The sequence below is a fragment of the Okeania sp. SIO2F5 genome, assembly GCF_010692685.1.
GTDB lineage: Bacteria > Cyanobacteriota > Cyanobacteriia > Cyanobacteriales > Microcoleaceae > Okeania > Okeania hirsuta.
Genome location: NZ_JAAHGU010000027.1, coordinates 17669 through 31009 on the forward strand (window position 1 = coordinate 17669; position 13341 = coordinate 31009).

The window sequence follows — 13341 nt, forward strand, 5'->3', positions numbered from 1 at the left end:
TTATTAATTATTAATTGTTGAAGCGTAGCGCTATACTACTTCAGGACGACCCCACAAAGTTGACTCGCAATTCAGTTCGGGGGGAAAATCTCCTGTTTCTACCTGTCCTCGCACATCCTCTACGTTTTTCCAAGCTAATAACTCAATATATCGTCGCGCCGCACCCAGGAGATTTCCATCCAAATCATAAGCTTCCAACCAACCATCATCACCGTCGGTAACGACATAAATAATCTCGATCGCTTCTTCTTCTACTTCCATCCTATAAACTATTACCGATCCCCAGTCTCCCATTTCCACCGTTCCTCTATAAAATTGATAGGCAGCATAAGCGTTTTCAGACAACTCTTGGGGGTTAAGTCCGCCATCGTCCCAAATTTGTTCATCAGTCTCTCGATCTTCAATATATTCTGTATAGCGCTTTTGCCAATAATCTAACAATTCAGTTGCTATTGCCTGTCGAATTTTAGTTTCGCGGTCTTCAAGAGGCAACCCAGAAGAATTATCAAATGTCATAATTACCCTCCTTATTCAAGTTAAAAAATTAACTAATATTTTCTACTACCTAAACCCCTAAACTTCCCAACTATATACCAACAAATACATCATAAAAGTATCGCCTGTATAAGTCACAACTAGGCATAACTAAATTATCTTCTAATTGTACAACCAAGCCCATACTTTTTAACTTAAATGCCAGCACCTGTTCTAACTCTACAGGAGTTATAGCTCGCAATACCTGTTCAAAAGCTGTTTTAAGTTCTGGATATTGTTGCAGATTTTGTAAATGTTGATGCAAATGGTTACTATAAATACCTGTGTCTGTAGCTGCTGTTTTGATTAAGCTTTCTAAACTGGCATGATGACATTTAATATGATAAAAAGTAGTATTAATTAGATAGGGATGACCACCCACTAATCGCATTAATTGATTTTGTTCTTGTGGTAATAGCTCTATTTGATAACGATGTGCTAATTCCTGGATTTGTTCGAGAGTAAATGGGGATAAATCTATAGCTATTCCCATATTAAAAGGTGATTTATTAATATTCATTGCAATATAAACTTCTGTGGATTTTACTAAAACTATCCGCAGTTTTTGCCAGAGTTTAACTTCCTTTGTTTCTCCATACCAAGAATGCAGCATTGACAGAAAATCATTAGCTATTTCTGGAGACTGAAAAATATAATCTACTTCATCTATTGCTAAAACTATAGGATCATCTATGATAGAAAGCAAATAATCTTGAAAATATAAAGTGCAGCTTTCTATACTACCAATATCTTCGTCCCAATATTCATTCAATTTAGATTCTAGCTGTAATTTTCTTGTTACACTAGCACAAAACCATCTTAAAAACTTATTGATATCTTTGATAACTGTACTATCAACTCTTCGTAAACTTAATCGTACTGTCTGATATTGTTGTTTGATAGCATAACTAATAGTTCTCATTAATAGAGAAGTTTTTCCCATTTGTCTGGGTGCTTTGATACGCAAAAACGATCCTGGTTTATTAATTTCTGAATAACAGATTAATTGTTCCTTACGTTCTATATAATATGGAGAACCCATAGGGATTCTACCATCTAGTAATTTACAATCATTAATTTCGGAAATTTCTGAATATTGGATTATATTTGTATTAATTAAGCTGGTTTGTGCAGCTTGCTTTCTATTTGCTTGATAAATCAATAGTTGTCTTTCTAATACAGAAAGGCAGTTAGTTTTGCTAATTCTTTCTTTGAGAATATTACTTAGTAACTTCCATAATTTAGGAGCCACATTTTGGCTAATATAATCTCGAGAGTAATCTGATTTGGAGGCTATTTGACTATAGGTTTTTCCAGACAAAGATAGTCGTAGAACTTCTCTTTCAATGTCTGACAGAGATTTACCTGTTTTAGCTGTTACTAACTGTTCAGTAAATAATGATATTGATTCGATGGCTGTCATGCTGACTCTGACCCTCCACTTGATGAGGGTATAGAGTGATTTTCCTAAAAATAATCAGAATTCATTTATGATCATAATTATAACATACTATTTCTTCTCTCACGCTTTTTAATTTACACTTTTACACACAAAAATATAATTATAGCAGTCATAAATAAGTTATGATACCATTTCTCTGTAATAATGCGCTTAATAATTCTTACCCAAACCTGAATTTTACTAATAGCTTTTACCTTTTATTAAGGGCAACTTCATGGAGAAATGGTATGAGATAGATATTGTCTCCTCTACTCGGTTATCATCTTCATCAGTGTCATCAATTATTCGGTGATTGGTATGGATATTTTGAAAATAGTTTTGATTTTTTGTATATACAGCAATTGCCATTACTACTCTTGACTTATGGAATATCTCATACCAAATTCACGCATTTGATGATATTTTGTTAATACTAATCAAGTTCTAGTTCCTGAAAAAACTAATTGAATAAAAAAAGTTTCCAAATTTTTAATTTTTGGAAACCCTTATACTGATTAATATTTGATTAATATTTGTACCATTGCCAGTTTTTTCAAACAAGCGGATCGATACAGATATTATGTTTACAAAGAGCTAGAAACTACCCAAACCTTTGATGTAAATGATTTTGATCTTGATGGTTCAAGACCCATGTTTGCTACTTTAGCTACAACTTTTACTTCCTGTATATTTCGGAAATATCCTTTTCTCTTGGTTTTAACTATATGTTTTTTCCAAATACTTTCTTGATTAATTTGAGCTAAATTTTTCATATTTTTTATTGAAGATAGAGTATCTTTTATTTCTAGAGAAAGCATTGATTTTTTCTTATTTAATTATGCCAATTACTGCTCAAGATGAAAATATATAAAAGTTGATATCTTCGATTTTTTAAGATACTTTATACCTTCATTAAATCTTTAAAAAAATCTCTATAATTTTACAGACTCTTTACATAGCATGGTTGCTTTGATTCGTAAAATTACTGATTATTTTTGTTTCACAAAAATGTTAATTTGTCAATATATAAAAGTTGATAATATTTAATACTTTTAGCTCTACAATATTTAGATTGCATTATAAAATCATAAAAATGTTAATTTGTCAATATATAAAAGTTGATTTATATTGATAATCGTCACTATCCGATAGTATTGTTCAGGTATAACAAAGAAAGAGTTGGTCAGGAAATGGACTGTAATGAAATTTACAGCGGTTTTCATTTGGGTAGACCACAGTAGGAACTTTCCATGGAACGTCCCTACAAAGTTTTGTTTGTGAAGATGTGGTTCATCAATTTGAAAAGCGCTGTAAAAAGGGAGATTTTTTCCCACTGTTGCCTTCTGGAGATGTTTTCTGCTATGGAAGATATTTTGATGATCGCGTAGAATACTGATAGTGGTATCTCAGTTCTACCTATCAATTAAGAATTATAGTAGTTTTTACTTAAGTAGACTACGGTAGGAAGGTTCCATGGAAGGTCTATACAAAGGTTTTTATTCTTTAGGAGTGCGTTCCATCTTTCTGAAAACTGCTGTAAATGCAAAGCAAAAAAACTCTAACATTTACAGTTCAAATGTAAATATACTTTTAAGGGAAAGGAAATAGCTAATCTGGCAACAGTGGTAATAGTTTCAGGTTTTTGATCTATAGAAATTTTTTGTACTCGAAAATACTAATTTTTACAGGACTTACGGAGAGCAACCATATCTAGTAGGGGTTAACAGCCATTAACCCCTACAGGTGGTGTATATTTTCATATTTTGCGTAAGTCCTGTTTTATATAAAAGCTATATACAGCAGATTGCATCAGGGGTGAGGTACATCCAATAGCGGGCAAGATACCCGCACTGGGAACATTTAATCGTTAATATCTGTACTTCATATACTTGGAATATGCTGTATTTAACTGATACTAATTTGCCCTGGTTAAGTGGAAAGATTATTAGTATACATATTAACCTTCTTGTTCAACCTAGAATTAACTTAGTAATAACCGCCATAACTTTAATTTTACTAATTGACAAGCAAGCATAAATCTGATAGCTATAATCTCCTGGTCATCAACTAATTAATATGTGGCAACCTCATAAAAAACAATCAAAATCAACCATTGAAACTCGGAAATTAAACAATTTACTCATTCTGTTATCTCCAGCAACTATATGGATCTTAATTTTCTTCATTATCCCTTTAATAATTGTACTTATTTATAGCTTCTTAGAAAGAGGTACTTACGGTGGGGTTGTTTGGGAATTTACCCTAGATAATTATCAACGACTAGGTCAAGGAATATATTGGGGAATATTTGGGCGGTCTTTATTTTTAGCTTTCATTACAACTATTATTTGTTTACTAATTGGTTACCCATTAGCATATTTTATTGCTACCCGTAGACCACCTTGGCGTAATGTCTTACTAATGCTAATAATTATCCCTTTTTGGACGAATTTTTTAGTTCGTACTTATGCTTGGATTGTATTACTTCGTACCGAAGGAGTATTTAATATTGCCCTACAAAGTTTACAGTTAATAGATGAACCTTTGACGATTCTCTTTACTCCATTTGCTGTGATTGTTGGTTTAGTTTATGGTTATTTACCATTTATGATTTTACCCTTGTATGTCACAATTGAACGTTTTAATTTTTCTTTGTTAGAAGCTGCTCAAGATTTGGGTGCTAATGATTTACGAACTTTTTTTCGTGTAGTTTTACCATTGACAATCAAAGGAATAGTTGCTGGTTCGTTACTCGTTTTTATTCCAGCATTTGGTGCTTTTATTACTCCTGATATTTTAGGCGGTGCCAAAACTATGATGGTGGGAAATCTCATTCAAAATCAGTTTATTAAAGCGAGAAATTGGCCGTTTGGTTCGGCATTATCAATTTTATTAATGGTAATCGTATTAATCCCAGTTATTATATATTTCCGGATTTCAGAAGACAAAAAAAATTCACTTTAAAAGCTACAATGAAACAATTAGATTTACTCATTCGTTCTCTTGGTAAGTTTGGGTTATGGCTAAATGCTGCTCTGGGTTTTGCCTTTCTCTATTTACCAATTTTTATATTAGTAATTTACTCTTTTAATAATTCTCGTTTTAATGCTATTTGGCGAGGCTTCACTTTAGATTGGTATCGGAATTTATTACAAGGGGCAACTAATAATACTATTACTGATGTGATGATTTGGGAAGCTTTAAAAAACAGTCTTTTCGTAGCAGTAATTTCGACAATCATCGCCACAATTTTTGGTACTATGATTGCCTTAGCATTAGAACGTTTTCGTTTTCCCGGACGGACTGTATTGGAGGCAATACTTTTTCTACCAATCATTATTCCAGAAATTACTATAGGACTTTCTTTATTAGTTTTCTTTTCTCTAAGTTTTCAACTAATAGAAAATTTTTTCGGCATTCGTCTAGTGCTAGGTTTACCTACAGTAATTATTAGTCATATAGCATTTTGTATTTCTTTTGTTGTGGTAACTGTGAGAGCGCGGGTAGCTGAACTTGACCCAGCTTTAGAGGAAGCAGCTTTAGACTTAGGTGCTAATGAATGGAGAACCTTTTTTCGTATTACTTTACCTTTGATTTGGCCGGGAATTTTTAGTGCTGCTTTATTAGCTTTTACTTTGTCACTAGATGATTTTGTGATAACTTTTTTTACTGCGGGAGTAGGTTCGACGACATTACCATTATTCGTTTATGGTATGATTAAATTTTCCGTAACACCAGCAATTAATGCTATATCTACTTTAATGTTAATAGCTTCTTTGATGTTGGTAATATCTGCCCTTTTTGTTGAGGAATTAGGGAATCAAAAAAACACCTAATATTAAATCTGGTTGAATACTTATTATATGAGATGGGGAGGTAGAGAGATGGGGAGATGAGGGGATGGGGAAATTTAATGATGGGATATCTACTTTAATATTAATAGCTTTTTTGATGTTGGTAATATCTGCCCTTTTTCTTGAGCAATTAGGGAATCAAAAAAACATCTAATATTCAATCCGGTTGAATACTTATTATATCAGATGGGGAGATGGGAAGATGGGGAGATGGGGAGATGGGGGGATGGGGAGATTTAATATTAAAGTGTGGATAGAATTATCAACATATACTGTATAATACCAATTCTCAAACATAATTTTATACTTCCGATGCAACTTCAGTTATTAAGTAATAATAGTGGTTCAATAATTTTTGTAAGGATTATTGGCATTAAGCCAAAATATATTATGTTTTTGAACCCTACTCCCTACTCCCTACTCCCTATTCTCAAGGAGATGTAGCAAGAATGCCTGAGATTTGGTCTAACCGGATTCTATATAAAATGATTAAATAAATATCTGTAAATATGAAAAAACTGATGACTTTTCTGCTGCTATTTACTATGGCTGTAATTTTACCAATTGGTTGTAGCAATAATAGCCCTAATACTTCAGAAATTAGCAATAATAACATCCTGAGTATTTATAATTGGTCAACATATATTGCTCCTGAAGTAATTACTGAATTTGAAAATAAATTTAATGTCAAAATTCAATACGATACCTACGAAAGTAATGAAGACCTCTATGCCAAAATCAAGCCAGGAAATCCTGGTTATGATGTAGCTTTTCCGGCTGATTATATGGTAAAAATTCTGGTAGCTGAAGGATTGCTAGAAGAACTAAATCAGGAAAATATTCCTAATATTAAAAATCTCAATGAAAAATTTATTAATCCTCCTTACGACCCTGGAAATAAATATAGTATGGCTTACCAATGGGGCACAATGGGAATAGGCTATAACATCAAAGCTACTGAAGGTGAAATTAATAGTTGGTCAACTATGTTTGACCCTAAATTTAAAGGCAGAGTTGCTCTATTAGATGATATGCGAAGTAGCTTTTCAATTGCCTTAATTTCCCTTGGTTATGACCCCAATACAACTAACCCGAAAGAAATTAATGAAGCTAGAGATTTTCTAATTAAAAATAAAGAGGCGATCGCTGCTTTTGCGCCCGACACAGGTCAAAATTTATTAGACCAAGGAGAAGTAGATTTAACCTGTGAATGGAGCGGAGATATTTTTCAGATTATGAAAGAAAATCCCAACCTTCGTTACGCTATTCCCAAAGAAGGAAGTATTCTCTTAACTGATAATATGGTTATTCTTAAAGGAAGTAATAATAAAGAGCTTGCAGAAAAATTTATTAACTTCATTCTCGAACCAGAAATAGGGGCAAAAATTTCCAATTTCATTAAGTACGCGACCCCAAACCAAACTGCAAAAGATTTAGGTTTAATCGAAGCTGCTGATTTGAATAATCCTGCCATTTATCCCCCACCAGAATTATTTGCAAAACTTGATTATATTCAAGATGTTGGTCAAGCCACAATTCTATATGATGAAGCTTGGACAGAAGTTAAATTAGGAGTTGGTACTTAGTAATTTTTAGCTCAACTTTAGAGAGAGATTTATATTAAAAATAGCAGGGAATAGGGAATAGGGAACAGGGAACAGGGAACAGTAGGAAAAACATTTCCCTGTCTAAAAAATTATGTAAGCATTTCCTCCGGAATGCTGCGCAAACAGCAGTCAGCTATCAGCTATCAGCTTTATTACCTTTAAAGAAGAAAAAAGCAATTTTATCAAAGCTTCAGAGTACGAATCTCTAGGTTAAGAATGTAGTAGAAATTAAACGAATACTTGCTTTATTCATTAAAAGTCTGTTTGTGCAACATGGCCTAAGAATAGCTAACCGCTAATAGCTGAATGCTTACAAAATTATTATCAAAATAATTGGATCTAAAACCCCGCTTTTTAAGGCGAAATATTTTTGGAGGGAGGCTTAAATCCCCGTTACAAAAATAACTTCTGTAGGAGCGAATGGCCATTCGCTCCTACTGACTTCTGACTTCTGACTTCGTTAACAATCTATGTCCTAACCTATCTATTTATTGCTATAAATTTGTGTTCCCGTAGCGTTGCGCCAGCAAAACAAAAATCCCCCGTTATAATCTTTGATTTGACCGAAAAATTTGGGTAGTTACGCCTCCTCTTTTAAGAGGATAAAAAAAAGAAGATTCCGTATTTCCTTGCCTCCTTATTGCAGAGGTACTGATAACTGATAACTGATAATTGAAATGACGGTGGGAGTGTCAAATAACTTTCTCTCTGTTCCAGTCCTGTTATTAACAAAAATCAGGTACTAAACCCTACTTTAATTATAGATATATAGCGTTTCTCAAATTAGTGCGATACAGTTGTTTTTCTTTGTTTCTATCCCCTGTTTCCCGAATTACTACTCCCTAAGCTGTTGTGTATTTAAACCACTTATATCATCTCCGGTTGAATAGTTATAAATAAACGACAGAGGAGTCAGTCCTCAGGAGTCAGGAGAACAGAAAGAAGGAAGAAGCAAGAAAAAAGAGAAAGTTTTTTTTATCACTAATTATCCGGACATAATATTATTTGTTGTGTACCTAATTAAAAGTACAACCCCCTATTACTTCTGACTTCTGACTTCTAACTTCTGACTTGCTAAGGCGCATTTTAAATGCGTCTTAGCCTACTCCCTACTCCCTAAAAAAAAGGAATTTTGTACCTCACGCTTCTTGGGAATTATATAGCAATGATATAATTGAGTAGTTAAATAATTATATTTATAAAGGCAAAACTATAATGACTTTCAAAATCCTTAGTTTAGATGGTGGTGGAATTCGTGGAGTAATTGCAGCACGAATTCTGATAGAAATTGAAAAACAAATTAAAGAACAAAAAGGTCAATCTTTACATGAATATTTTGACTTAGTAGCTGGTACTTCCACTGGCTCAATTATCGCAGCGCTAGTTGCTACAGGAACAGACAGCGCTAATATTCTCAAACTATATCAGGAAGAAGGAATCAATATTTTTCCATATCAAAGTCGCTTGTCGCCCAAAAGATTACCCTTAATTTTGAAATATGGAATTTCTGCTCCTAAGTTTTCCAATGAAGGCTTAATTAAAGTCTTGAAAAAATACCTTTTACGACAAGATGGAACGGCAATTAGACTTGAGGAAATTAGTGAAATAAACTTATTAATTGTAGCTTACAATATGTTTTTGGAATCTCCGACTATTTTTGTAAATTATCATCCGGAAATACCTAAACAGACGATTTGGTATGACAATCTCCCTTTGTGGGAAATTTGTGCTAGTTCTTCATCAGCTCCTACTTATTTTCCAGCTTATGAATTGAAAAATGGAGACTTGAGTCTACCACATATAGATGGAGGAATAGCAGCGAATAATCCCACATTAGCAGCAATAAGCTATGCAATTAAACTAGGTCATAAACTAGAAGATATTTCGATAATTTCTATTGGCACAGGTGAAACTAGCCAGCCATATAGTTATAAGCAAATAGTAGAATGGGGGCTAGCTGAATGGGCAATCAAACTAATTAATATATTGATGAATTCTCAGTCTTCAGCTAATAGCCTTGTAGCAGAACAAATCATGTCTACAAAGAATCCTGAAGGTTACTTACGTTTACAGTTTGAATTAAATAATATTTTTCAGCAAGGAACAACTGAGAAAAAGGTAATTAACTCTTATATAAATGAAAAAGTAAGTGAAGCAATAGATGATGCTAGAGAACCTCAAATTAATCAATTAATCAGAGTCACAGAAGCATTTATTGAGCAAAGTAAAGTTCCTTATGTAGACTTAGAAAATCAAGTAAATTATCCCTTAGTTAAAGAAGCGATCGCTCGTTTTATTCATATTAATTAGTAAATGATAAATCTGTAGATATTTGGTCTAGATAAAACTAACTTCTGTAGGTAGAGCGAACAAAAAAAAGTCATACAGTAGCATTTGAAATGCTTGAAAAATACCGGACTTTATGAAAATATTAATTTGCATTTATTTGCTGAAAAAAATAGGGGTGCTTCCTTCTATATTTCAAGGGTTAATCATAAAAATATGGGCGTTGGTGAAAAGAGGTATGATATTATGTCCGGATAAGAGCGCGAACAAAAAACTTTCTCCTTATATTCCTCTTTATTCTTCTTTCTTCCCTCCTGACTCCTGACTCCTGACTCCTGACTCCTCAATAATTAAGATTAATATCATACACTAATTCACCAACGCCAAAATATGCTATCTCAGACCGTCAAACTCATCAACATTTCCAAAGTATTCAAAAGTCAAAATCAAAAAAAATTTATCGCTGTAAATAACATCAATCTCCAAATAAAAAAATCAGAATTTTTTTCTATACTAGGTCCTTCTGGATGTGGTAAAACTACGACATTAAGAATGATAGCTGGTTTTGAAGTGCCTACATCGGGAGAAATTTATATTCAAGGCAAACTAATGGGAAATAGTCCGCCATTTCATCGCCCAGTCAATACAGTTTTTCAAAATTATGCTTTATTTCCCCATCTCACAGTGGCAGAAAACATTGCCTTTGGGTTAGAAATGGAAAATATTTCGCGCCCAGAAATAAATCGTCGGGTAACTGATACTTTAACTCAAGTAAAATTAACAGATATGGAAAAGCGTTATCCCCGACAATTATCTGGTGGGCAACAACAAAGAGTCGCCTTAGCAAGAGCATTAATTAAACAACCAGCAGTGCTATTATTTGATGAACCTTTGGGTGCTTTAGACTTGAAATTACGCAAAGAAATGCAGTTAGAATTAAAGCAAATGCAGCAAAGGTTAGGCATTACATTTATCTATGTTACTCACGACCAAGAAGAAGCTTTAACTATGTCTGACCGGATAGCAGTTATGCACCAAGGAGAAGTTTTACAAGTGGGAACTCCGGTGGAGATTTATGAACAACCAAAAACTAGTTTTGTGGCTGAGTTTATCGGGGAAAGTAACTTTTTAACTGGGCGAATAACTGCACATCAAGAGGATAAAAGTTTGGTGTTAGTAGATGAAGATTTGCCTTTATTAATACCCTCTGTTAATCATCTGCCAATAGATACAATTATTACCTTAGTTGTCAGACCGGAAAAAATAGAAATTTACCCATCAACTTATACAGAAGAAGCAGATTTTTCAGCGATAGTAGAAAATATTGTTTATATTGGTACGGATACTCGTTATGTTGTGCGTTTAACTTACAAAACTAAGATAGTTATCCGCAGGCAAAATATTAATCGTTTTCATCTCAATCAATATGCTATTGGTGAGGCAGTTAAAGTTAATATTCCTGTGGAAAATATTAGTATGCTGGAAGAAAATTTATCAGAAAAAGAAAGGTTGAAGTTGGGAAAAAATTAGCATTTTGGTTGAAGTTTCAATCTCTAATAGGGATTTACTAAATTGCGACGATCACCTATACTCCTCCACAAAGCTCTAAACCTTGCCCAAACTTAACTTCAGCAATTTTTTTTCACCCTTGATCTTGTACAGCTACCCATCCGCGCAAATCAACCCCTCCTGTCAAACTAAGCATCAACCAGATGAACATTCCGGAAACTACTAAAAAAACACGATATATTAAAAAGAGTAACAAATAAAACAAAAAACTTGACAAATCACAGTTAGTTTGATATTGAGAACAACCCAGAGGATAAAATTAAATGGAATTAGGCGTAAAGAACACCACACAAACATTAGAAATTGCAGACTCAAGAGTCACTGAATATTTTCAACGCTCCGAAGGCCAATGGCATTCCGAAAGACGCTACTATACCTTACCCGAAGGAAATACCCAAGAAATAGTCAGTCATTTAACAATTAAATTTCTAGAGCTAGGAAGTCCAGAACTTATAGAATTAGCCAAGCTCCATAAATTACATAACCCTGAAACAGCGATGATTTGTGGTTCATTAGTCAGTTGGCTTAGTCAAGATTCTGTATCAGGTAAGAAACAATCTGAAGGCTCAACAATATTCGGAGTTCGAGGCTTAATGTTGTATCGCGATCGCGGTTTTGCTACAAGTAACCCCATCATAGCTGGATATCATCTATCTGACCCTAACACATTATGTCTCAGAACAGAGTACAATGGGTCTGTATTTGAGGAAGAAATTAAACAAATCGGCCATAAATACCGGACACGGCAAACTATTATTTCCCGTGCGGGCGAACAAAAAATGATTGGTCAATATCTAGAAAAGCGTATATTAAATAATCAGAAAAAGTGAAGCGACGGAATTTTTTAATCGGAGCTACAGCAATAACTTTAGCTGAATTTTTAGCAGGATGTGAAGGTCAGGGAGATTTAAATATTCAACTGTTAAAAAACACTATTCCTGCTCAAATGGTGTCAAAGTTTAAGAGGGAATTAACATCTCAGCCTAAATTAAACTTTAATCCTCAAGAAAATTTAACAGAATTATTTTCTCTGTTGCAAAGTTGGCAGAGAAAACTTTTATTAGAAGAGCAAAAATCATCTACAGAACAAACAAATATAAATATTGCTAATCTCGTTACTTTAGGAGATTATTGGTTAGCAAATGCTATTAAACAAGAATTAATTCAACCTCTTAATTCTGAAGCTTTACAAAATTGGAATAAATTGCCGGAAAAATGGCAAAAGTTAGTGAAGCGTAATAATCAAGGTTATGCAGACCCCCAAGGAAAAATTTGGGCAGCACCTTATCAGTGGGGTACAACATTAATTGCTTATCGAGTTGATAAATTTAAAACTTTGGGATGGCAACCTAAAGACTGGAACGATCTATGGAGAGAGGAGTTACGCCATAGATTTTCTTTGTTAAATCAACCTAGAGAAGTTATTGGTTTAACTCTGAAAAAATTGGGTAAATCTTATAATGCTAAAAATCTTAGTAAAGTTGAAAATTTAAAATCGGAACTGGTTAAACTAAATCAACAAGTTAAATATTACGCTTCCAATAATTATTTACAATCTCTAATTACTGGAGATACTTGGTTAGCTGTTGGTTGGTCTAACGATATTTTACCATTGGTTAAAACACGGAAAGATATTGCTGCGGTAATACCTACATCTGGTACAGCTTTATGGTCTAATTTATGGGTAAAACCTGCTGCTACTGTGGAGACTTCCTTAACAGAAAAATGGATTGATTTTTGTTGGGAACCTCAGATAGCAGAACAAATGTCTCTGATAACTCAGACTACCTCTCCAATTATACCAGGGATAAATCCAACTGAATTAACTTCAGAAATTAAAGATAATTCTTTGCTATTACCTCCAGAAGATATTCTAGAAAAAAGTGATTTTATCTACCCACTGGCAGATAGTACTATTCAACAATATAGGCAATTATGGCAAGAAATTCGTCTATCTGTTGAGATGAAATCTGGTTAAATATTTTAATGACTTCTTGTAATATTAAATATAATTTTATGTTTTTGATTTTTTGTACCTATATCATTTCTG

Annotated in this window: 11 protein-coding genes; 7 read left to right on the forward strand and 4 right to left on the reverse strand. The window is 33.4% G+C overall.

The window, feature by feature from the left end; translation table 11 throughout:
- Window positions 1-30: 30 nt before the first annotated feature.
- From F6K27_RS12215 to F6K27_RS12230, 4 genes are all read right to left on the reverse strand, one after another.
- A complete protein-coding gene (locus tag F6K27_RS12215; protein ID WP_287276406.1) occupies window positions 31-516 on the reverse strand; it encodes a hypothetical protein in 486 nt (161 codons plus the stop codon).
- 70 nt (window positions 517-586) lie between these two features.
- A complete protein-coding gene (locus tag F6K27_RS12220; protein WP_287276407.1) occupies window positions 587-1957 on the reverse strand; it encodes an AAA-like domain-containing protein in 1371 nt (456 codons plus the stop codon).
- Window positions 1958-2176: 219 nt separating this feature from the next.
- Complete coding sequence (locus tag F6K27_RS12225; protein WP_161564291.1) at window positions 2177-2344, reverse strand: hypothetical protein; 168 nt, start codon at window positions 2342-2344, stop codon at window positions 2177-2179.
- 215 nt (window positions 2345-2559) lie between these two features.
- The gene (locus F6K27_RS12230) at window positions 2560-2793 is read right to left on the reverse strand and encodes a hypothetical protein (RefSeq protein ID WP_124142760.1); all 234 of its coding nucleotides are present in this window, start codon (window positions 2791-2793) and stop codon (window positions 2560-2562) included.
- 1258 nt (window positions 2794-4051) lie between these two features.
- On the opposite strand from F6K27_RS12230, the gene F6K27_RS12235 reads away from it, so the two are divergent.
- From F6K27_RS12235 to F6K27_RS12265, 7 genes are all read left to right on the forward strand, one after another.
- Window positions 4052-4939 carry an ABC transporter permease gene (locus tag F6K27_RS12235; RefSeq protein WP_287276408.1) on the forward strand — a complete coding sequence of 296 codons (888 nt, stop codon included), beginning with the start codon at window positions 4052-4054 and terminating at the stop codon, window positions 4937-4939.
- A gap of 8 nt (window positions 4940-4947) precedes the next feature.
- Window positions 4948-5811: an ABC transporter permease gene (locus F6K27_RS12240; RefSeq protein WP_287276410.1), complete on the forward strand. Its 864-nt coding sequence runs from the start codon at window positions 4948-4950 to the stop codon at window positions 5809-5811.
- A 527-nt stretch (window positions 5812-6338) separates the two neighbouring features.
- Entirely contained in the window at window positions 6339-7415 is a 1077-nt protein-coding gene (locus F6K27_RS12245) for a PotD/PotF family extracellular solute-binding protein (RefSeq protein WP_287243731.1), read from the forward strand.
- Window positions 7416-8651: 1236 nt separating this feature from the next.
- Complete coding sequence (locus F6K27_RS12250; protein WP_287276411.1) at window positions 8652-9746, forward strand: patatin-like phospholipase family protein; 1095 nt, start codon at window positions 8652-8654, stop codon at window positions 9744-9746.
- A 366-nt stretch (window positions 9747-10112) separates the two neighbouring features.
- The gene (locus tag F6K27_RS12255; RefSeq protein WP_287276413.1) at window positions 10113-11252 is read left to right on the forward strand and encodes an ABC transporter ATP-binding protein; all 1140 of its coding nucleotides are present in this window, start codon (window positions 10113-10115) and stop codon (window positions 11250-11252) included.
- 302 nt (window positions 11253-11554) lie between these two features.
- A complete protein-coding gene (locus tag F6K27_RS12260) occupies window positions 11555-12121 on the forward strand; it encodes a phycobiliprotein lyase (protein WP_287276415.1) in 567 nt (188 codons plus the stop codon).
- Entirely contained in the window at window positions 12118-13269 is a 1152-nt protein-coding gene (locus F6K27_RS12265; protein WP_287276417.1) for an extracellular solute-binding protein, read from the forward strand. Before F6K27_RS12260 ends, F6K27_RS12265 begins: the two co-directional genes overlap by 4 nt.
- Window positions 13270-13341 lie beyond the last annotated feature (72 nt).

Coding starts and splice junctions, on each gene's coding strand:
- F6K27_RS12255 (WP_287276413.1), top strand. CDS start 10,113: ATGCTATCTCAGACCGTCAAACTCATCAACATTTCCAAAGTATTCAAA.
- F6K27_RS12225 (WP_161564291.1), bottom strand. CDS start 2,344: ATGGCAATTGCTGTATATACAAAAAATCAAAACTATTTTCAAAATATC.
- F6K27_RS12230 (WP_124142760.1), bottom strand. CDS start 2,793: ATGCTTTCTCTAGAAATAAAAGATACTCTATCTTCAATAAAAAATATG.
- F6K27_RS12220 (WP_287276407.1), bottom strand. CDS start 1,957: ATGACAGCCATCGAATCAATATCATTATTTACTGAACAGTTAGTAACA.
- F6K27_RS12215 (WP_287276406.1), bottom strand. CDS start 516: ATGACATTTGATAATTCTTCTGGGTTGCCTCTTGAAGACCGCGAAACT.
- F6K27_RS12235 (WP_287276408.1), top strand. CDS start 4,052: ATGTGGCAACCTCATAAAAAACAATCAAAATCAACCATTGAAACTCGG.
- F6K27_RS12260 (WP_287276415.1), top strand. CDS start 11,555: ATGGAATTAGGCGTAAAGAACACCACACAAACATTAGAAATTGCAGAC.
- F6K27_RS12240 (WP_287276410.1), top strand. CDS start 4,948: ATGAAACAATTAGATTTACTCATTCGTTCTCTTGGTAAGTTTGGGTTA.
- F6K27_RS12250 (WP_287276411.1), top strand. CDS start 8,652: ATGACTTTCAAAATCCTTAGTTTAGATGGTGGTGGAATTCGTGGAGTA.
- F6K27_RS12245 (WP_287243731.1), top strand. CDS start 6,339: ATGAAAAAACTGATGACTTTTCTGCTGCTATTTACTATGGCTGTAATT.